At 35.3% G+C, this 20,020-nt stretch carries 25 protein-coding genes and 1 tRNA gene; 19 read left to right on the top strand and 7 right to left on the bottom strand.

The window, feature by feature from the left end; all coding sequences use genetic code 11:
- The first annotated feature begins 4 nt into the window (after nt 1–4).
- From AB5359_RS04485 to AB5359_RS04470, 4 genes are all read left to right on the top strand, one after another.
- Nucleotides 5–415, top strand: coding sequence for an OsmC family protein (locus tag AB5359_RS04485; protein ID WP_003649171.1), 411 nt, complete (start codon nt 5–7; stop codon nt 413–415).
- Between the two features lie 593 nt (nt 416–1,008).
- Complete coding sequence (locus AB5359_RS04480) at nt 1,009–1,620, top strand: GTP pyrophosphokinase family protein (RefSeq protein ID WP_020806793.1); 612 nt, start codon at nt 1,009–1,011, stop codon at nt 1,618–1,620.
- 4 nt (nt 1,621–1,624) lie between these two features.
- The gene (locus AB5359_RS04475) at nt 1,625–2,290 is read left to right on the top strand and encodes a response regulator transcription factor (RefSeq protein ID WP_020806792.1); all 666 of its coding nucleotides are present in this window, start codon (nt 1,625–1,627) and stop codon (nt 2,288–2,290) included.
- 9 nt (nt 2,291–2,299) lie between these two features.
- Entirely contained in the window at nt 2,300–3,574 is a 1,275-nt protein-coding gene (locus AB5359_RS04470) for a cell wall metabolism sensor histidine kinase WalK (RefSeq protein ID WP_048684827.1), read from the top strand.
- Between the two features lie 129 nt (nt 3,575–3,703).
- Here the strand turns inward: AB5359_RS04470 and AB5359_RS04465 are convergent, their stop codons facing one another.
- On the bottom strand, nt 3,704–6,088 hold the full coding sequence (locus AB5359_RS04465; RefSeq protein WP_048684825.1) for a Xaa-Pro dipeptidyl-peptidase: 2,385 nt from the start codon (nt 6,086–6,088) through the stop codon (nt 3,704–3,706).
- Nucleotides 6,089–6,210: 122 nt separating this feature from the next.
- A complete protein-coding gene (locus AB5359_RS04460; RefSeq protein WP_368287196.1) occupies nt 6,211–7,122 on the bottom strand; it encodes a hypothetical protein in 912 nt (303 codons plus the stop codon).
- A gap of 194 nt (nt 7,123–7,316) precedes the next feature.
- Here AB5359_RS04460 and AB5359_RS04455 point away from each other — a divergent pair, with 194 nt between their 5' ends.
- The 4 genes from AB5359_RS04455 to AB5359_RS04440 all read left to right on the top strand — a co-directional run bounded on the left by AB5359_RS04455 (nt 7,317) and on the right by AB5359_RS04440 (nt 11,610).
- On the top strand, nt 7,317–9,851 hold the full coding sequence (locus AB5359_RS04455; protein WP_368280019.1) for a M1 family metallopeptidase: 2,535 nt from the start codon (nt 7,317–7,319) through the stop codon (nt 9,849–9,851).
- 87 nt (nt 9,852–9,938) lie between these two features.
- Nucleotides 9,939–10,709 (top strand): Cof-type HAD-IIB family hydrolase, encoded by a 771-nt coding sequence (locus AB5359_RS04450; protein WP_048684819.1) that lies wholly within the window; start codon nt 9,939–9,941, stop codon nt 10,707–10,709.
- A 216-nt stretch (nt 10,710–10,925) separates the two neighbouring features.
- The gene (locus AB5359_RS04445) at nt 10,926–11,450 is read left to right on the top strand and encodes a lysostaphin resistance A-like protein (RefSeq protein WP_368287195.1); all 525 of its coding nucleotides are present in this window, start codon (nt 10,926–10,928) and stop codon (nt 11,448–11,450) included.
- A gap of 86 nt (nt 11,451–11,536) precedes the next feature.
- A tRNA-Arg gene (locus AB5359_RS04440) sits at nt 11,537–11,610 on the top strand.
- A gap of 77 nt (nt 11,611–11,687) precedes the next feature.
- Here AB5359_RS04440 and AB5359_RS04435 read toward each other — a convergent pair.
- The 5 genes from AB5359_RS04435 to AB5359_RS04415 form a co-directional block, all read right to left on the bottom strand.
- Entirely contained in the window at nt 11,688–12,791 is a 1,104-nt protein-coding gene (locus AB5359_RS04435; RefSeq protein ID WP_368280020.1) for a tyrosine-type recombinase/integrase, read from the bottom strand.
- A gap of 1 nt (nt 12,792) precedes the next feature.
- Nucleotides 12,793–12,930 carry a hypothetical protein gene (locus tag AB5359_RS04430; RefSeq protein ID WP_003648012.1) on the bottom strand — a complete coding sequence of 46 codons (138 nt, stop codon included), beginning with the start codon at nt 12,928–12,930 and terminating at the stop codon, nt 12,793–12,795.
- Nucleotides 12,931–13,002: 72 nt separating this feature from the next.
- The gene (locus AB5359_RS04425) at nt 13,003–13,629 is read right to left on the bottom strand and encodes a DUF3862 domain-containing protein (RefSeq protein WP_020807696.1); all 627 of its coding nucleotides are present in this window, start codon (nt 13,627–13,629) and stop codon (nt 13,003–13,005) included.
- A 60-nt stretch (nt 13,630–13,689) separates the two neighbouring features.
- On the bottom strand, nt 13,690–13,974 hold the full coding sequence (locus AB5359_RS04420; protein WP_329513409.1) for a toxin-antitoxin system toxin subunit: 285 nt from the start codon (nt 13,972–13,974) through the stop codon (nt 13,690–13,692).
- A 173-nt stretch (nt 13,975–14,147) separates the two neighbouring features.
- Nucleotides 14,148–14,486, bottom strand: a complete 339-nt coding sequence (locus tag AB5359_RS04415) for a helix-turn-helix domain-containing protein (protein WP_003648015.1) — start codon at nt 14,484–14,486, stop codon at nt 14,148–14,150.
- Nucleotides 14,487–14,639: 153 nt separating this feature from the next.
- On the opposite strand from AB5359_RS04415, the gene AB5359_RS04410 reads away from it, so the two are divergent.
- The 11 genes from AB5359_RS04410 (at nt 14,640) to AB5359_RS04360 (ending at nt 20,010) form a co-directional block, all read left to right on the top strand.
- Complete coding sequence (locus AB5359_RS04410) at nt 14,640–14,897, top strand: helix-turn-helix transcriptional regulator (protein ID WP_020807694.1); 258 nt, start codon at nt 14,640–14,642, stop codon at nt 14,895–14,897.
- Nucleotides 14,898–15,230 (top strand): DUF771 domain-containing protein, encoded by a 333-nt coding sequence (locus tag AB5359_RS04405; protein WP_368280022.1) that lies wholly within the window; start codon nt 14,898–14,900, stop codon nt 15,228–15,230. It begins immediately after the preceding gene.
- Between the two features lie 4 nt (nt 15,231–15,234).
- Nucleotides 15,235–15,513, top strand: a complete 279-nt coding sequence (locus tag AB5359_RS04400; RefSeq protein WP_025012262.1) for a hypothetical protein — start codon at nt 15,235–15,237, stop codon at nt 15,511–15,513.
- A gap of 116 nt (nt 15,514–15,629) precedes the next feature.
- Complete coding sequence (locus AB5359_RS04395) at nt 15,630–15,782, top strand: hypothetical protein (RefSeq protein ID WP_347106943.1); 153 nt, start codon at nt 15,630–15,632, stop codon at nt 15,780–15,782.
- 46 nt (nt 15,783–15,828) lie between these two features.
- Complete coding sequence (locus tag AB5359_RS04390; protein WP_003654231.1) at nt 15,829–16,155, top strand: hypothetical protein; 327 nt, start codon at nt 15,829–15,831, stop codon at nt 16,153–16,155.
- Nucleotides 16,155–16,433: a hypothetical protein gene (locus tag AB5359_RS04385; protein WP_003648022.1), complete on the top strand. Its 279-nt coding sequence runs from the start codon at nt 16,155–16,157 to the stop codon at nt 16,431–16,433. The genes AB5359_RS04390 and AB5359_RS04385 overlap by 1 nt, the downstream gene beginning before the upstream one ends.
- 5 nt (nt 16,434–16,438) lie before the next feature.
- Nucleotides 16,439–17,263, top strand: coding sequence for a DUF1071 domain-containing protein (locus tag AB5359_RS04380; protein WP_368280023.1), 825 nt, complete (start codon nt 16,439–16,441; stop codon nt 17,261–17,263).
- Nucleotides 17,264–17,277: 14 nt separating this feature from the next.
- The gene (locus AB5359_RS04375; protein ID WP_368280024.1) at nt 17,278–18,240 is read left to right on the top strand and encodes a conserved phage C-terminal domain-containing protein; all 963 of its coding nucleotides are present in this window, start codon (nt 17,278–17,280) and stop codon (nt 18,238–18,240) included.
- A 5-nt stretch (nt 18,241–18,245) separates the two neighbouring features.
- Nucleotides 18,246–18,593 carry a helix-turn-helix domain-containing protein gene (locus AB5359_RS04370; protein ID WP_368280026.1) on the top strand — a complete coding sequence of 116 codons (348 nt, stop codon included), beginning with the start codon at nt 18,246–18,248 and terminating at the stop codon, nt 18,591–18,593.
- Nucleotides 18,594–18,596: 3 nt separating this feature from the next.
- The gene (locus tag AB5359_RS04365) at nt 18,597–19,232 is read left to right on the top strand and encodes a hypothetical protein (protein ID WP_270229618.1); all 636 of its coding nucleotides are present in this window, start codon (nt 18,597–18,599) and stop codon (nt 19,230–19,232) included.
- On the top strand, nt 19,225–20,010 hold the full coding sequence (locus AB5359_RS04360) for an antA/AntB antirepressor family protein (RefSeq protein WP_368280027.1): 786 nt from the start codon (nt 19,225–19,227) through the stop codon (nt 20,008–20,010). The genes AB5359_RS04365 and AB5359_RS04360 overlap by 8 nt, the downstream gene beginning before the upstream one ends.
- Nucleotides 20,011–20,020 lie beyond the last annotated feature (10 nt).

The raw sequence follows: 20,020 nt of genomic DNA, 5'->3' as shown, positions 1-20,020 counted from the left end.
AAGAATGACAAAGTATACAGTAAAAAGTGAGTTAACTGGGACTCCTTGGCAAATTGAAAATAGAACCAAAAAACATAAATTTATCGTAGATGAATCAGCAAGCGGTAAAAATGTTGCTCCTAATCCAGTAGAATATTTAGCTGGTGCAGTAAATTCCTGTATCTCAATTTCTGCGGGGATGATTGCTAACGTCCACCATCTAGACGTAAAGAACTTCAAGGTGACAAATCAAGCAATTACTACTAAGTTAGGCCATGGAAAATCAGTTGTCAGTGAAATGTTAATTACAGTTTCCTTTGATAGCTCCATGTCTAAAGAAGAAAAGCAAGACTTTTTAGCACATACCTTGCATGTTTCAACGGTTTATCAAACAGTCTCTCAAAGCATTAAAACTTATGTAGAATTGGAAGATTAATTTATAAAATACTCTTAGTTACTCGGACTAAGAGTATTTTTGCTTTTTTAGGAAAGATAGGGCAAGATATAAATTAATTGATATAGTCCTACTTTTGTTTTTGTCTTTAGTTTTGATGTTTGCGAGCTATGTAATTTTATCAGATAAGTTAATCAACCATCATCAAATTAGTGAGGGCTTCGTGCTGATGTATAGTCATATCGCAATTGTAGTTTCGATTTTATTATCGACAGTATCTTTGCTTTATTTACAAATAAAAAATGTAAATAAATCATTTCTATTTTTCTTAATTCTTGGCTCACTAGGTTTGTACTATTTTTCCTTAACTATTAATCAAATATATAACAAAAATAGGTGTAAATTTGCCATTCGTGATTTTCTTACACTAATAACTATTTTCTCGTTGGGAGCAGTTTACTTATGGTTGGTAATAAGTTCTGAATTAGGTATTGCAATCTGCTTATTAATTTGGAACCTGGTATTTTTCTTAGATTTTCTAATGAAAAGCAAGAATTCTTTAAAATAGTGTAAGTGTGATTATTAAAAAATCTTTGACTGCTATAATATTAGTAAATCAATAAAGAAGGTTTAATATGGACATTTATGGTGGCTACGCCCCAGTTTTAGATAAACTACTTAATCAAATGCTGGAATATTTTAGAAAAGAAAATAAAATTCACCAAGAGCAAACTGGGGACAGTCTTTATGAACACTTAATTGGTCGAGTAAAAAGACCCGAAAGCATGATTGAAAAATGTCAGCGAAAAGAGCTCCCAGTAACTCCAGAATCAGCAATGAAAAAAATTCGAGACAGCGTTGGAATTCGGGTTGTCTGTAATTTCATTGACGATATTTATACTTGTATTGATTTGATTCAGGATTGGGATGATGTAGTAATTGTTAAGCAAAAAGACTACATTACCAATGCCAAGCCCAACGGTTACCGTTCTTACCACATGATTTTAGATGTTGAAAGACCTGAAAAAGACATTGAGGGCAATACTCCAGGACACTATTACGTTGAAGTACAGCTTAGAACAATTGCAATGGATACTTGGGCAAGTTTAGAGCATGAAATGAAGTATAAGCATAAGATAAAGAATCCTGAAATGATTGGTAAAGAGTTGAAGAGAGTTGCGGATGAATTGGCGTCTTGCGATGTAAGCATGCAGACCTTGCGTCATTTGATTAGAGAGGAAGATTAACTTAATGAAAATTTTACTGGCAGAGGACGAAGAACAGTTATCTCGTGTTTTGGTAGCAGCAATGAAAAGCGTTAATTATGATGTCGATGCTGTTTTTAATGGCAGAGATGCGGTAGAACTTGCTAAAAAGAATTCATATGATGTAATTATCTTAGATATCATGATGCCAATTATGGATGGCATTACTGCGCTGAAGCAAATTCGTAAAAGTGGCGACAAGACCTATGTATTAATGCTTACTGCAAAAGCAGAAATTGATGATCGCGTAACTGGTTTAGATAGCGGGGCAGATGATTATCTGACTAAACCATTTTCATTAAAAGAGTTGCTCGCTCGTTTACGTTCAAAAGAAAGACGAGATGATCAATATACTCCTAATGAGGTTGAGGTTGGCGATCTAGCCTTGAATGTATCTGAGCAAGAGCTAGTAAGTCATAATTCAATTCGCTTAGGAAGTAAAGAGACGCAACTTTTGAATTATTTGATGCTCAATGAAGGTAAAGAATTTTCAACTTCAGACCTATTAGCGCATGTTTGGAAAGATGAAGACGATGCTAATGAAGAGGTAGTCTGGATTTATATTTCTTATTTAAGACAAAAACTACAATCGATTCGAAGTTCAGTTCAGATTGTAGGTGAAAAAGGCGGTAGTTTTTCATTAATTAGGTAGGTGAGATTAATGATTCAAAAATTTCGCTGGAAATTTATTGGAATGTCGATTACGGCGCTGTTCGTAGTTCTAGTTATTACGTTAGGTACATTACTTGGAATTAGCTACACTCAGAGCCATAATGAAGTCGATCGTGTATTGACAACCTTAATCAATAACCAAGGTCAGTTGACACCGCATAATGCTAAACCGGTTTTTGGTAATCAAAAAGATCCAATTAATAAAAATTTCTTAGCTGGTGAGTATAATCCAGAAGCTATTTTTCAGTATCGCTATTTTACGGTTGCAAGTACTAAGAATAATACACCTAAAATAATAAACGACGCTAACGTGTACGATGTAGCGCAAAAGAAAATTATTAATACGAGTAAGCAGGTTTTTAAGGATAAAGTAACTAGTGGATCAGTCAGTATTGGCAATAATCAATATGCTTATCGAGTAGGTAAGGACCAAAAAGGTAATCAGTTTATTGTCTATTTGAACGAATCATTGATCTATCATCGATTTTCCCTTTTATTTAGAGTTTCAGTTGTGCTGGGATTAATTGCTTTAATTGTTTTTGCACTGATTCTAATCTTAGTATCAAAAAAGGCAATTGGACCAATAATTACTACTTATCATAAGCAGCGCGAATTTATTACTAATGCTGGGCATGAATTAAAGACTCCTTTAGCAATTATTTCAGCAAATACTGAAATGGAAGAAATGCTAGGGAATAATTCAGAATGGAATAAAAGTACGAAAGAGCAGGTTGATCGCTTAACTCGGTTAATTAATCGTTTAATTGCTTTAGCTAGAACCGGTGAAACTGGAGAAGTAGTTTTAAATAAGGTTAACTTTTCTGAAATTGTTAAAAAGAATGTTACTAACTTTAAGTCGGTCATGCAGAAGAATGATTTGAAATATAATGCGATAATTATGCCAGATTTGTATGTAAAGGCCGAAAGAAATATTTTAAGTGAATTGACTAATATTTTATTAGATAATGCACGAAAATATTGTGATAAAGATGGTGAAGTTAAGGTAAGTTTGACTAAGGGCAAGCTTGGTACTAATGCAATTTTACGAGTAGCTAACACTTATAAAGAAGGCAAAGGAAAAGACTATTCTCACTTCTTTGAGAGATTCTACCGCGAGGATGAATCTCATAACTCCAAGAAATCTGGCTTTGGTATTGGTTTAGCCATGGCACAAGAGATCGTGCAGACTTTCCATGGTAAGATTCATGTTAGTCATAAAGATGAATTTATTGTTTTTACAGTAATTTTAAAATTAACAAAATAAAAGCAGTTAGTTTTCAGTTTTGAAGACTAACTGCTTTTTTGCATATATTATATTTTTTTTATTATCATCTTAAAAATGAATCCAATACATAGTCGAACTTGAAGTTTCCATCTAAAACATCTCCGTTTCTTACATTTCATGAAAAATCAATTGAGTTTTATCTAAATCAACTGTATAAGTCTCATCTTCAAGTGGGCGCTTAGTCATCCCCTGATCGGTTGAATAGATAATCAAACCTAACCTTGCACCAGCTGGTAAGCGATAGAAAGTAGGTTGCAATTCAAACTCCAAGTCATAGAATTTACCTGCTTCAATCTTTTCAGCGTGTTTCATATCAGCGTAGTTTTGGACGTTCATATGCCCCTTAGTAATCAACTTAGCCTTTGTTTCTTTATCAGGAACAAATTCTTTCATTACTTCAGTTCCGAAACGGTAACCTAATTCCTGAATTTGATCGTTAAAAGACTTAGGAATTGGAGTAAGACGTTTTCTTGATCCTAAATCAACCAAAGCTACTGAAATTTGTCCTTTTGGAAGAGAAGTAGCAAGGCTCATCTTAATCTTAGGACGACCGACTAAAGTTACAGTATGAATGAACTCGTCAGTTACAAAGCGTAATTGCTGATCAAGCCACTTTTCTTCACCAGAGATAAAGTCATATTGCCATTTACCTTCGGAAATCTTAGCTTCTTTGAAGACTTTACCGCCTTGGTCGGTGAATGAAAGTTTATCATTATCTTCGCCGCCATCTTTTAAGAGCTTACCTTTTTTATCAGGGAAGTAAATTTCTTTTTTACCTAGTTCGTTGTTCCAAGTTGGTTCTTCATGCCAGATATCTGGTTGCAAATTATCTTGGATCATAACATCTTCCCATTGCTTGTAAGCATTATTCTTAATGCCTAATAATTCATGACAGAACCACAAATTCATTAAGTCTGAGAAGTCAATTGAAAGTAGGTTGTTCATGTTGTAGTGCGGACCTTGGTGCAAGAATAATTTATGCGCAATTGGTAATTTAGAAACTTTTTGCCAAACTTTGTAAACATTCTTTGGTTTAACATTCCAGTCGTTTAAACCATGAACTGAGATCCAAGAACATTTGATATTATCAGTATGATGACGGTAATTTCTAGCTTCCCAGAAATCAGAATATTGACCAGTTTCACGATCTGATTTTTCTAAGAGACGTTTTTGCATAGCATCAAACTTTGGCTTGATCTTAAGATAGTCGCCAGCATCCCAAAGGTTAGACTGACAAGTTTCGGCAAGCATGTCTAAATCTTCACCTTGACAAGCTTCTGGAGCAATTACTAATCCATGTTCACGGTAGTAATCATACCAAGAAGAAATAGCTGCTTCTGAAACTACAGTCTTAAGTCCAGCTACGCCAGTAGTGGCAATGGCAATTTGAAGCGTACCTAAGTATGAACGGCCAGTCATTCCAATATTACCATTACACCAAGATGCTTTAGTTTCATGCTTTCTAGTACGATCAGTATAAGCAATTCGGTCACCATGAAGCCATTCGATAATTTCTTTAGCAGATTCAGTTTCTTCTGGAGCGCCGGTAATTCTTAAACCATCTGAACCCCGAGTTCCGATTGCACCTGCATAGACATTAGCGAAACCGCGTGCAAGTAAGTATTCATTTAAAGAATAAGCTGCTTTGTGGACTGCTTCTTCAGTTGCCGCTTGATCTTCGCTAGCTGGCTTTTTAGCCTTAGCAGTCGGCATTGCTTCATATTTAGGATAAGGACTCTTGCTTGCATCTTCTAAGTTGACATCTACATTGTGATTACGTTTTTCATTAGCGATAATTCCACCAAAATAGGGGTCAGCTGTATAAAGGGCAGGGAACTTGAAGTTGTTTGATTGATATGGTCGAAAGACAGTTACTTGAAGTAAATCGGGTTTGCCATCTTCATCAGTATCAAGATCGCTTTCGACATAAACAACTTCACGAATTACCTTGCTCATATCAAAAACAGGTAAAGATTTTCCATTAAAGTACATAAACTTATTATTACCGTAAAATTGAGTGAAATAGCCCTTACCAGCCATATTATCAATGAAGGTTTGACCGTTTTTGGCACGAGTATTAAGTAAACGATAGAAGACCTTAATTAATTCATCACGATCAATCTCTTCTTTTTCGGTATATGGAAGGGCATTAGCCTTCATGCGAGCTAGGGGATCTTTTAAATCATAGTCATATCCCACGTGATATCCTAGCAATTGCAAAGCAATATTATAGAAACTATTGCGTGAAATTGTAGCAGGCTCTTTAGCCAAAAAATCTTTTAAATTTTCATTTTCACTAACTGCGAATTCTGCCAGCTTAGCTTCTTTTGCGCCATAAGTTTTTGCTTCCGCAACTGAATTCTCAACTAAAGTAGCTAAAAGATCAGAAAAGCTGTTTTCTTTCCAATTATCAGGCAAGAAATTGATGGATTCTAATTCTTTGATCATTTGGTCAAAATCAGTTTGAAGATAACCATATTGATTGTATTTCATTAAATATACGCTCCCTTTTATATAATCTCTTACTCATAATTTTACTAGTTTTACCTCAATAAAAGAAGAAATAAAAATGCCGCAAATTTTGCGACATTTTTGTTGAAATTAAGAGGTTAGTTTTAATTAATTTTGTTCTCAGTGTATTCATTACCAGATTGATAATCATTGAAATCTTCACCATTAAGATGGAAGTGTTCGCCGTAAACTAAGTTAATGATTTTTGGATTTCGATTATCTTCTAGACCGAAGAGGACATAATCCGTCCATTTATTTCTACTAAAACTAGCATCAAAGTCTTGATTAAATTGAATTTCTTTATCTTTGCCCAATACAGTTAATTTAGCAAGGAGCAAACTTTTATCTAGATGGGCTACTTCTTCAAAAATTACAGAATCGATGACTGTTTCATCAACTGTTCCGGTGTTTCTCTTAAGTTCAATTTCTTTAACCATTGCCTTGTAGTAATTTCGATCAAGATACTGCTTTAGACTTTTAACTTGGTACTTTGAGTTAACATACTTCTCTCTTAACAGCTGACTATATAGGAACTGTGCTTGAATATAGACCTCTTTATAAGCCGGGAAGTCATCTTTAGGATCTGGCTTAGTGAATTTGATATGGAGATGATGCAATAGTTTTTGGTATTTATCGAATCCTTGATTAGGATAGAAAAGTTTATAATTATTATCGCCAGAGTTCTTAATGAGGTAATTAGAATCATATTCAAAACGTAGCCGTACTTTAAATATGAAATCAAAAAGAGCAGCAATAATATAAGAACTGAAAAAGATAAGTACTAAAATGGCGAAGCCACCTACTATACCGCCAATAGAAGAATTGTTACTATCATCGCTACTATCAGATGAAGTGTAATTAGTTCCTCCGCCTGAAGAGCCACCAGTACTGTGACCACCACCGGTTGATCCCATTGAAGCAAAGGCTGGTTGAGAAAAATTGGTATTAGTCGTAGTGACGCTTATACCTAAAAAAAGAAGACAAACTAAGATAAATATTTTAACTTTCTTTTTCATAAAATCACCCAACAAATAAAACATGTTATTTATATTTTAACTAAATAAGAAGAAAAAAAGCAAATTAAGATTTAAAGATATTTTTTAGATTTTAATGAATATAACTAAATTATTTTTAATTCAAAAACTGGTAAGTAAGATTTTTATTTCTTATAATAAATACTTGAGAAGCTGTAAATATTGGAGGTCAAAATATGGCAGAAGTTAAACGTTTTTATGAAACTTTTCACCCAGATCATTATGATATCTATTTAGATATTAGCCGTGAAAAAAAGAGCTTCCACGGTAAAACTATTGTAGTTGGGGATGCTCAAGAAGAATTAGTTAAATTAAATCAAAAGTACTTAAAGATTACCTCAGTTAGAGTAGATCAAAAGAAAGCTGATTTTGATTATAACGATAAAGAAGAAGTCGTTAATATTAAGGCTGGCAAAGTTGGTAAGATGAAAATTGAGGTTGACTTTGAAGGCAGGTTAACTGATTCAATGATGGGTATTTATCCTTCTTACTATGAAGTGGATGGCGAAAAGAAGCAATTAGTTGGTACTCAATTTGAAACTACTTTTGCTCGTCAAGCCTTCCCATGTGTTGACGAACCAGAAGCTAAAGCTACTTTTGCGCTTGCAATTAAGTTTGATGAGAAGCCTGGTGAAACAATTATTTCTAACCAACCAGAAGAGAAATTTAAAGATGGGGTTCACTACTTTAAGCCAACTGTACGTATGTCTAGCTATTTAGTTGCCTTTGTCTTTGGCGATATGCAAAAGAAATTGACTAAGACTAAGTCTGGTGTTGAAATTGGTGTATTTGCAACAAAGGCACATAAAGCAAAAGAATTAGATTTCGCTTTGGATATTGCTAAGCGTTCAATTGAATTTTATGAAGATTTCTATGAAACTCCATATCCATTAGAGCATTCATACCAAGTAGCACTTCCTGACTTTTCAGCAGGTGCAATGGAAAACTGGGGCTGTGTAACTTACCGTGAAGCATATTTATTGCTTGACCCTGATAATACTTCACTAGATATGAAGCAATTGGTTGCAACTGTTATTGCTCACGAATTAGCTCACCAATGGTTTGGTGATTTAGTAACTATGAAGTGGTGGGACAACTTATGGCTTAACGAAAGCTTTGCTAACATGATGGAATATGTAGCAATTGATGCCTTAGAGCCAAATTGGAAGATTTGGGAAATGTTCCAAACTTCTGAAGTTCCTGCCGCTCTTCAAAGGGATGCTACTGATGGTGTGCAATCAGTTCACGTTATGGTAAATGACCCAGCTGAAATTGATGCTTTGTTTGATTCAGCTATTGTCTATGCTAAGGGTTCAAGAATGTTAGTCATGGTACGTGCTTTATTAGGTGATAAAGCACTTCGTGAAGGATTGAAGAATTACTTTGCAGCTCATAAATATAGTAATGCCACAGGTGACGATTTATGGAATGCACTTGGTAAAGCAAGTGGCTTAGATATTGGTGCGATTATGCATTCTTGGTTAGAGCAACCAGGTTATCCAGTCGTTAATGCCAAAGTTGAAGATGGCAAGTTAGTCTTAACTCAAAAACAATTCTTTATTGGTGAAGGTAAAGAAGTTTGCCGTAAGTGGCAAATTCCATTAAATGCTAATTATGCAGCTGTACCTAAGATTATGAAGGATGAAGAATTAGTTGTTGGTGACTACAAAGATTTACTTGCTAATAACGGTACTCCTTTCCGCTTAAATGTTGGTAATAATTCTGACTTTATTGTTAAGTATGATCAAACACTTCTTGATGATATCTTAAGTCATGTTGATGAGTTAGACGCAGTTGATAAGTTACAATTGCTCCAAGACTTCAGATTGTTAGCTGAAGGTGGTCAAATGTCTTATGCAGATATTGTGCCACTTCTTCCTAAGTTTGCAGATTCAACTTCACCAATTGTTAATAATGCCTTGTACAGAATTATGGCTACTTTACGTAATTTTGTAACACCTGGTTCAGATGAAGAAAAGCAATTGAAGAAACTCTATGATTTGCTTTCTAAAAAACAAGTTAAGCGTTTAGGCTTACTTCCTAAGGTAGGCGAGTCTAACGATGATAACTTAACTAGACCATACGTTGTTTCAGCTTCTCTATATGCTGATAATGATGATACTATTAATGGTCTTCACGCTATTTATTCAGAAAACTCCGATAACTTAGAGGGTATTTCAGCTGATATCAGAAGTGCTGTTTTAGTTAACGAAGTTAAAAACTTTGGTAATATGACCTTGTTTGATAAGTTGCTTAAGAAGTACCAAGAAACTTCTGACGCTAGTCTCAAACAAGACTTATGTGCTGGTATTACTTCAACTAAAATGCCTGAAATTATTGACGCAATTGTTGATGATTTTGAAAATGCACAAGTTGTTAAACCACAAGACCTACGTGCTTGGTACCGCAATGTTTTAGCTAACCCATTTGGTCAAGAACAAGCTTGGAATTGGATTAGATTAGAGTGGCCATGGCTTGAAGCAACTGTTGGTGGTGATATGGAATTTGCTACTTTCATTACTGTGACAGCAAATATTTTCCATACTGAAGAAAGATTGAAACAATTCAAAGACTTCTTTGAACCAAAGATCAATACTCCAGGATTAACTCGTGAGATTAAGATGGATACTAAAGTAATCGAAACTAAGGTCAACTTAGTTAAGAAAGAACAAGCTGCTGTTAATGCTGCAATTGCTAAAGCAGTTGCTTAAAAATAAAGATTAAATAAATAAAAAAGATGCGCTTTCAGTTTTGAAAGCGCATTTTTGATATAATTTATAAAATAGGAGTGACTTAATTTGATAAAAACAATCTTTTTTGATGTTGACGGAACATTAGTTTCGCATAAAACAGATAGTGTGCCTAAAAGTACTAGAAAGGCACTTAAGCTTTTACGTGAAAATGGAATCGAGCTTGTGTTAGCTACTGGGCGTGATATGAGCCAATTAAAAAAATTACCCGTTAAAGATATAAAGTTTGATGGTTATTTGACGATGAATGGGCAACTCTGTCTAGATGAAAATGGTAATGAACTTTTTGGTAATCCAATTGATGAAAAAGATACTGAAAAGATGATTGAATTAATTAAAGAGGAGGCTGTCCCGATTACTACGATTGGTAAAGAAGGACCATACATTAATTTTGTGACAGATCAAGTAGTTGCTGCTCAAAAAGCTGTTTCTAGTAAAGTTGCACCAGTTGGTAAATATCACGGTGAAAAGGTCTATCAATTTATTGCATATGGAAAGCGCGATGACTTAAAGAAATTAGTCGATAATCTTCCAAATTGCAAGTTAAGTTGGTGGAATGAGTATGCAGTCGACATTATTTCAAAAGATGGTGGTAAACTAGCTGGCGTTGAGAAGTATCTTAAATTGCAGGGACAAACTTTAACAGATGCCATGGCTTTTGGCGATGGCGAGAATGATTTAAACATGCTAAAGGCTGTTCAACTTGGTATTGCTATGGGCAATGGAGAAGAGCAGGTGAAACAGATTGCTGATTATGTGACTAGCGATATTAATGAAGATGGAATCTATAATGCCTGTAAGCACTATAAGCTGATTTAAAATAGCACTATAATAAAAGCAAAGATTAAGTTGAGGAGAAATTTGATGAAAATAATTAAGTGTGTATTCAAATGGTTAGGGATCGCCATTTGCCTATTTCTTATTTTTGCTTTTATGCAAGTGCCAATTTTGGAAAGTACACCTGTATAGTCAATCGATAGTCAGCAACAATTTATTGAAGCTTTTAAGCATGTGAATATGTTTCATAATATATTTATGATAATTATCTTTACAATTATCACATTTATTATGGAATGGTATGTTTGTAAATGGCTAAATAATAAATTGGATTTTTCAAAAAAATTAAGTCGAAAAAATCTGATTTTATCATTAGGAGCCGGTGTATTTTGTTTTATTCTTCAGTTATTAACAATGTTTTCTGTCTTTGTTAATGCCAAACCGGATGTATTTACAGAAACATTGAAAACTGGATTAGCTGTACCTTTAATCTTATCCCTAACTTTAATCGGTCCCACTTTAGAAGAATTATTATTTCAAGCTGGAATTCAAAAAGGTATTTTCAAAAGGTTAAATCCATGGATAGCGATTATTTTGACGGCAATTATTTTTGCTGGTGCTCATAATGTAACTCTGAATTGGTCATTTTTGAATAGATTTTTATCCGGAGTAGCTTTTGGATATGTTTACCAGAAGACGGATGATATAAAAATGGCAATTTTGAGTCATAGCATATCTAATCTTTTACCACTGATAATCTGCTGCATGCAGGCTTGGAGTTGAAAAATCAATTTAAATAAATTTCTTCAAAAAATAATTGACATCCAACTTCCTTTTCCCTATACTAGAATATGTTCTGTTAAGGAACTGGTTTGGTAGCTCAGCTGGATAGAGCAACGGTCTTCTAAACCGTGGGTCGTGAGTTCGAATCTCACCCAAATCACTGATAAGACGCTCCGTAAGGGGCGTCTTTTTTGTGCATTTTTTTATTTGACCCCCAAATGACCCCCAGCGTATTTTTTAAGCATTTTTCTTAAGATTGTTAAAGACTGAATTAACTTTAAAGTCAATCTTTTGGCGATGCTTTTCAAATGTTTCTGCATATATTTCCTCTGTAGTTTTAGTGGTTGCATGTCCTAATCTTTGAGCAATGTCATAGGTGCTTACGTCAGCACTTAGTAAAATTGCAACTTGAGAATGTCGAAGTGAGTGTATATGGTATCCTTCTCGTTTAATTTTTAATTCAGCCAAGTTATCTCGTAAAGTTCGATTTAAACTCTTTGAATTAGGGAAGCCATTCCGTGCTTTTGACCAAAAAACTTTTTCTGGATCATTTATCTTTAGTTCTTTGATTTTTTTCATTATAAAATCTGGAACTCCAATTGGACGAACAGAAGACTCATTTTTAGTTGGACCATATTCTTTTTGAGAATAAACCCAAGAACGGCGAACTTTAATAGTATTATCTTCAAAGTCTAAATCCTCCCATTTAAGCCCAGCCATTTCGCTTTCTCTAAGTCCAGTGGTCAATCCTAGTAAAATCATATAGCTACCTGGAAAATTAGGATTAGCAGCGTTATAGAGATGATTTAGTAGTAATTTTATTTCATCATATTCAAGATAATCTACTTTTAAATCATGATCTTTATTAAATGCTAACTGGATATTCTCAGTAAAGTCTCTTGTAATAATTCCATCTTGAATGGCTGACTTAACGCAAGTGCGGATAGCTCTATGCAATTTTTTTACTGTGTTTTTGGCGTGATCTTTTCCAAACTCATTAATAACTTTTTGATATTTGGAGCGATTTATATTTTTAATTTTGGTAGCTCCTAATAACGTCCTTATTCTTTTTCCTTCAAGACTGTATTCAATAAGGGTATTAGGGGCGACATTGCCTTTCTTATAGGTCTTAACCCAATCATCATAATAATTTGCAAAAATGGGGTTTTCTGTAACATCTATGCCATCATCTATTTCTACTGCAAGCTTATTATCCGCTTTTTCAGCTTCACGTTTTGTTTTAAAGCCCCGTCTAGTTAGATAATGCCGTTTACCATCAATATCATACCAAGAGCGTTTTACATACCACTTTTTTGATTTTTTATCTTGATAAACTCCCATACTATTCCTTTTCTTTATCTTTTTTTCCTAGTATCTCGACTATTTTTTCAAAGTCTTCATCACAAATATCTTTCTCTTCTCCATAGGGATCCCAAGCGAAAATTCCTAATCTTCTAAGTTTTTCCCGATTGGTTAACATTTTTGTCGCCTCCTTTAGAACATCAGTTCTGCTGAACCGTAAAAATAAAACCAGCGTTAACTGGTCATATTGCTATTTAAGTTTAGTTTGAGATTTAGTAGTCAATTTATCGTTTTCAAATGATAAGGTAGCACTAGCTCCATCGTCGCCCTTAATACCTGTTAGCCACACAGCATTAGTGATTTTAGTTCCTGCAACATTGGCTTCATGTAATCCGTCAGGTTCGCCATACTTGTTTACGATATCTTGGTAAGTAGAACCATCAGCAATGTTGTTAAATTCACCTAAAGTAATTTTTTCATCACGCTTGCCCCATTTGAAACCAGTAATTTCTTTTGAAACAACCTTGTTTGAGTCTAAGGTTTGAATTGCTACTGTCACAGCGCCTTTAGTCCAAGTGAGTTGCTTAACCTTAACGCCATTAGATGAGGTAGTGGTAGAAGAAGTAGGATTACCGAGCAATTGTTTTACTTCATCAGTGGTTGATCCACCTTCTCCTTGAGATAAGAAGTTACCAACTTTAATTTGATCGAACTTTTCCCTTAGTTCCTTGTTTTGAGAGATAACTTCGTTCTTTTTCTTAGATTGTTCAGTAGTCTTTTCAGAGTTTCCCTTACTACTGCTATTTGAAGAACAAGCTGATAAAGACAAGCCGAGTAGGGCAAGTCCAGTAGCAGCAACTAAATATTTCTTTTTCATAATATCCTCCTATGAGCTATACCTTAACAGTCAGCTTTTAAAGTCATCAGAATTGGACTATTAAAATAGTAGATCGTTGTTGCTCTCAAACTTTTTAGCAACAACTTTTTTCAATCTTTCAGGAATGCCAAAATGCAACATAAACTCTCCAGGATCTTCGCAAGTATAACCTTGGGAAGAAGCATAGTCCCAAATAAGATTTAAGCCATACAGATCAGCTTGATCTTCCTTGAATGCGTCATCGTTTCTATTAAAGGCATCATGTTCTTGCCAGTCATAATCATGGGCATAGTACATTACACCTTTATCGCCATTCATGTGATGCCCTAATTCATGCGCTGCCATAAATGGGACTTCTGGCGGATTCCACCAATTTGTGTTAATAATGATAGTTTTCTGTTTGGGGAGATACCTAGAGGGAAAATGCCTGTTTTCTACGCGGGATAGTATGACACCCAGACCTTGATCTTCGATTAAGTGACATATATAAAGTAATAAATCATTGTTATACATAGGCATTACTCGTAATGGGGTTCTCCGTCATTCTTATGTCTTTCAAGGATAGCCTTGATAACGTCCATGTCTTCATCTGACACAGGGCGTCCACCATAGCTAAGAACGACAGGGTCTTTTTCTAGGTCAACGGATTTAGGCTCACTAGTTTTGTCTGAACCCAATAAATAATCAGCTGACACATCAAAGTATTCAGCTAGTTTAGCTAAAGCACCGCTTGAAGGCTCAGCTTTCCCATTTTCCCATTTAGTAATAGTTTGTTGAGATACATGTAATAATTTGCTTAGTTCTGTTTGTGAGAGCCTATGAGATGTCCTCAACTCACGTATTCTATCGCCAATCATGCTCTTCAACCTCCGTTTATCAACTATTGTACTTAAATTATAATACTTTATACATATTTTTAACTTAAAAAGTAAAAAAAGTAGTAAAAAGTGTTTACATTATAAACTCTAGTGTATATAATATATATGTAAGTTGATAAAGGAGTTGATAAAATGAAGCGGGAACTTAAAAGCTTACGAGTTGGAGCTGGGCTTACGCAAGCTGAATTAGCAAAGCGATTAGGCGTTACTAATGTTACAGTTTCAAGGTGGGAGAGAGGAGAAGCAGTTCCAAAGCCCAAGTATATTAAAGCTATGGCAAAATTATTTAATATCAAGGGGCAGGATATTTTTTTAAATTTAATTACTACTAAAGTTTATAAAACCGCCACAAAAATAGAAACAAATAGTGATAACAAGGTAGGTGATTAAATGCCTGAGCTAATTAATAAAGATGCTCTCATAGTTATCTTTAAACCGATTATCAAAGCTTTATTTGATAAGGAAAAGGAAGAGGCAGAGGGCGCAACAATCAATATTGATGAGTTCCGAAAAAAGTACTGCGGAGGTAAGGGCAGGGAATGGGTCAGAGTTTTCATATTTGACGAGTTCCCGGAAGTTGATTTCGAAAATGATGGTTTTGTAGTTAACCCACACAACGGCAAAAAAACAATCATTTTTAGAAAAGACGCTAAAAAGTGGATTGAAGAAAATTACCACCGCATTGATTGGAACGCAAGTATTAAGAAAGATTTTGGGAGGTAGAAAAATGATAAAGGTTACAACGGGCGATGTAATTAGACAATTGGTATCAAGAGGCGTATTCGAGTGGAAGAAAGATGCTGAATATCAGATTGGCATCAAAGATGAACAGATTGTTGTTAACAAAGATGGATCGGCTGAAATTGCCTATCTAGGTAACACCTTAGAAAGTGTTATTCAGTTAGCCGATATGTTTAAAAAGGTTGGCACTAAGGAACAACAGGAGCAAATCAACGCAGCACTTACAGATTTAGTAACGATTGGAGATCGCTGGAATGAAGCGTAAGAAAACAGATTGGCTAGTTGCAATTGTGTGTTCAGAAGTAATTGCAGCAGGGGTTATATGTATCACTATGTTGGGCTATTACTTCTGGAGAGTATTTCTTTAAGGAGGTGGAAAAGATGACATTAGAAGCAAGGCTAATCAGCAATAGCAACGCATTTTTTGCAAAACAGGGCAAAGCACCCATTACAAATGATGAGTACGAAAAACAATTCCAAATTGCTTTAATGCAACAAAAAAAGCCGTTACCGACTGGCATCAGTGACGACTAAGAAAATAATATAAAAAAATCAAATTTCTAAAGGAGATTATACCACAATGATTGAGATCATGACACCCGCACAGGCTGCAACTTTTAGAGAGCAGCGTTTGAAAGAAGAACAAAGGAGGCTAGCAGATCAAGGCATTAGTTCAGCATTTGAAGGCTGGAACTTAGTAACTATTGGCGACAGTGATTGCGACTATTTAAACTTCAAGCATTTTGTTACTACTCAAATTTTCAGCCTAGGAATTGATAACTATATCAGTCGTACAGGCTGGGACAAGAAAGAATTGATCGAATACTTAGCCACTGTTGACCAATACGATGATATTTGGAAAGACGATGTCTTAGATTTCTTCGATGGACTGGAGGGTAACTACTGATGACCTCTAAACATGCCGAATTTGAAAAAGAGTACATGACTTGGCAATACAAGTTGGAAAAAGAAGCGAGCGATTGGAGGAAGAAGATAGCTGCCGAAGCCTTAACTCAAGGATCATATCAACAAGGTATTAACTGGATCAATAAGTTGAAACCAAAAATTGACGATAGTTTTCCCGGAGGAACGTTAGGAGCAGAGATCAATTACTTACGAGAAATTGCAGAAGACGCACGTCAAGACGTGATGAAGCAAGCATTATCACAGAAACCTAAGGAGTAACCACTATGACCGACAAGAAAAAATCAGTATATGAAACCTTAGCAAAGGTTGACGTTAAACCACTTTTAGAAAAGAAAGGCAAGCTAAATTATCTAAGTTGGGCTAAGGCTTGGGGCTTAGTTAAAAGCTTATATCCTGATGCTACATATCAAATTAAAGAATTTCCCGAATATATTTTTACCAAAGATGGTTGGCTAGCAACTGGTAGAAAGTTGGATTACCGACAAACCATAGCAGGAACTGAAGTAGAAGTAACAGTAACTATTGAAGGTCAAAATTACACTTCAAAGCTTTACGTCATGGATTACAAAAATAAAGTAATTGCTAATCCTACATATTTTGAGATTAACAAAACACAAATGCGTTGCTTGGTTAAAGCATTAGCATTCGCAGGTTTAGGCTTAGATGTTTATGCAGGAGAAGACTTGCCTGAACAACCTCAACAGAAACAGACAGCCCCTAAGCCTACACAAAAACCAGTAAGGCGACAAGCAGCACCTAGAAAGCCAAAGAAAATGACTAAAGATCAACTGTACGGGTATCAAGCTGACTACAACGGAGAAAAGAAGTTCTTAGTTACCATCTACACCGAGTGTGACAAACAAAAGAAGATGGGACTTGACGCTAAGACAAGTGTTCCGATTGAGTGGTGGCACGAAAAGCTAAAGGAAAATTCGGCTGACGGGGAAGCAGTAAGACAGTTCACTGAAATGGCTATAGCTGCTAACCAAAAGAAACAAGCTAAAGCCAAAATAGAACAATCTAATAGTATTCCTGACTATGCCAAAGATCCCGAAGTTGAAAAAGCAATTGAAGAAGCAATTTCTTAAGAGAGGAGATAGAAATGGGTAGAAGAATGATAAGTAGCAAAGTAGTTGATACAGATAACTTCTTAGATATGCCTGCTACTTCGCAAAACTTATACTTCCACTTATTAATGCACGCAGATGATGATGGTTTTCTCGGAAATCCTAAAACTATCACAAGATCAATTGGAGCACATCAAGATGATTTGAAACTCTTAATTGAAAAAGGATATTTGTTTGTGTTTGAAGACGGAGCAATTGCAATTAAAGATTGGTTCATTCACAACTATATTCCTAAAGATCGTTATCATGAAACAGTTTATAAGGAAGACAAGAAGAAATTAGAAGTCACTGAAACCCAGCAATACCGCCTTGTTACAAGATCCCCGATTATTCAGGATACAAAAAGTAAGCAAGATGATAGCAACATGGATACTAAAAAAGAACAAGATGTAAACAGTTTGGATACAACTTGTATACAAGATGATGACAACGTGTATACCGAAGATAAGTTAAGTAAAGATAAGTTAAGTAAAGATAATAATATAAATAAATTGTCGAGTTCAGAGAACGTCGACTCCGAACCAAAACAAAAATCTCAAAAAATACCTTACGAAAAAATTATTGACTACCTAAACAGAAAGACTAATTCACATTATCGACCAACTTCTAAAGCTACAAGGCGACTAATTAAAGCTAGATACAACGAGGGCTTTATTGATATTGACTTTAAGACAGTTATCGACAAGAAGTGTGCTGAATGGCTACAAGATGGCAACATGGTTCAGTACTTAAGACCAGAAACACTTTTCGGGACTAAGTTTGAAGCATATCTAAATCAGCCAGACACAGGACCTATTCCACGAAGGAATTTTGGAAATAAGTCAGTTCGAAGGGCTACTGATTGGGGACAGGTTCAACAGCAAATTCAGAAACAAAATCCAGTATCGCATATATCACGAGAAGAACGTGACGCAATTTTTAGAGAGTACGGGAGGTAACCACCATGCAAAACAGAATTAAAGAATTAAGACAAGCTAAAGGCTTATCATTAAGAGATATGAGCGAAAAAATAAATATGTCATACATAACTATTAGCCAGTATGAACGGGGGAAGCGTGAGCCAAAACTAGAAACGTGGCAAAAGCTGGCTGATTTCTTTAGAGTTTTAGTACCTTACTTGCAAGGATATGTTGACGAGTATATCGAAATTAACGATTTGAACGATAAAGAACAAGAAGCATACGAACGTATCACGGATATGCTTAGTCAAGAATACCCACAAACTCGTCCAGAATTTAACTGGTCAAAAATTGGTCAATTGCTAATTAATTCAGACATTACGGAGGAATAGAAAATGGAAAACATTATTTACAAAGAGGAAGTATGCGGAAGAATTGCCGTAGTGAAAGAGATGGATATGCCTTTCGGTCACTATTACACGGGATATATTGAAATCTTGCATAAAGATCCATTTAGCTGGAGAAATCACGTTGAGATGGGCAAAGAATTATTTTTTGATTCGTGGGATGAATTTGGAGAGTTTCCTGGTGGTGTAACATTCGCTGGTTCTTTTCCAAATATTGAAAGTGAAGAAGGGTTTGTTGGGTTTGATACAGAACCATTTGCCCCAGGTGAATACACCAAAGAAGATTGCCTTGATATTTTGAAGAAGACAGCTAATATTCTTGCAATTAGAACTAGAGCAGCCCAAGAAGCTATTGCAAGTCAAAAAGTAGAAAATCTAGGCACTAAAGCTGATAAGAAGCCGAAGAATGTAGGGCTGTTGTTGGATACAGTTAACGATATAGCTAATGCTGTTGCATTTAACAAAACTGATGAAACAGACAAAGCAAACCAAAAACTTGAAAATGCTGGTCTTAAGTTGGTTGCATTTCTTGATAAAGAACTAAATGTTAGTCCGGAAGATGTTGCTATGTTTGCTATTTTAAAAACCATATTAAGCGAAGATGAGGACGATGAAGATGAATAATGAATTAATCAAAGTAACGGTCAAGAATGACCAACAGCTAGTTAGTGCTAGAGAGCTATATAAAGGACTAGGTATCAAGCGAAGATTTTCCGCTTGGTGGGAACAGAACAGCAATGACTTTAAAGAAAATAGTGATTTCCAACGTGTACTTATAAGTACACCTAGAGAAAACCGCGGTAGCATTGAGCTTCAGGACTATGCACTCACAATTGATATGGCTAAGCAGCTGTGTCTTTTGAGCCGTACCTCAAAGGGCAAGGAATATCGAGAATACTTAATCGAAGTTGAAAAGAAGTGGAATAATCCGGACATGATTATGCAACGCGCCTTAACTATCGCTAACAATCGGGTGAAGTTGCTGGAAACTGAAAAGAGAGAACTAAAAGAAGCAAATGCTAGACAAGCAGCTAAGATTGCTAAAGATGCTGATGATGTGGTTTTTGCCAAGGCTATTAGATATAGCCATCATGCAATCCCTGTTGGCGAATTAGCTGAAATTCTAACTCAAAACGGTTTTGTAATTGGGAGAAATCAGCTATTCCAGTTGCTTAGAGAAGAAAAATATCTTTCAAGTTTTAATCATAGCTGGAACGTACCAATGACGCAGATGGTTAAAAGAGGACTATTTAGAATTACTCATAACTTGACCAGAGATGGCAGAGGATATTCTCAAACGTGGGTAACACCTAAAGGCCAGAAGCACATTATTAACAAAGCGCTAAGAGGAAAATTTGATGATACTTACCAAAAAGTCATGGTATCAACGTTAAACGTTTAGAAAGGACTAG

The organism is Lactobacillus sp. RTP31084st1_F9_RTP31084_210423 (assembly GCF_040919545.1).
GTDB classification, from domain to species: Bacteria; Bacillota; Bacilli; order Lactobacillales; family Lactobacillaceae; genus Lactobacillus; species Lactobacillus paragasseri.
The sequence above is the reverse complement of the archived record's forward strand: the minus strand, read 5'-3'. Positions and strand labels throughout refer to the sequence as shown.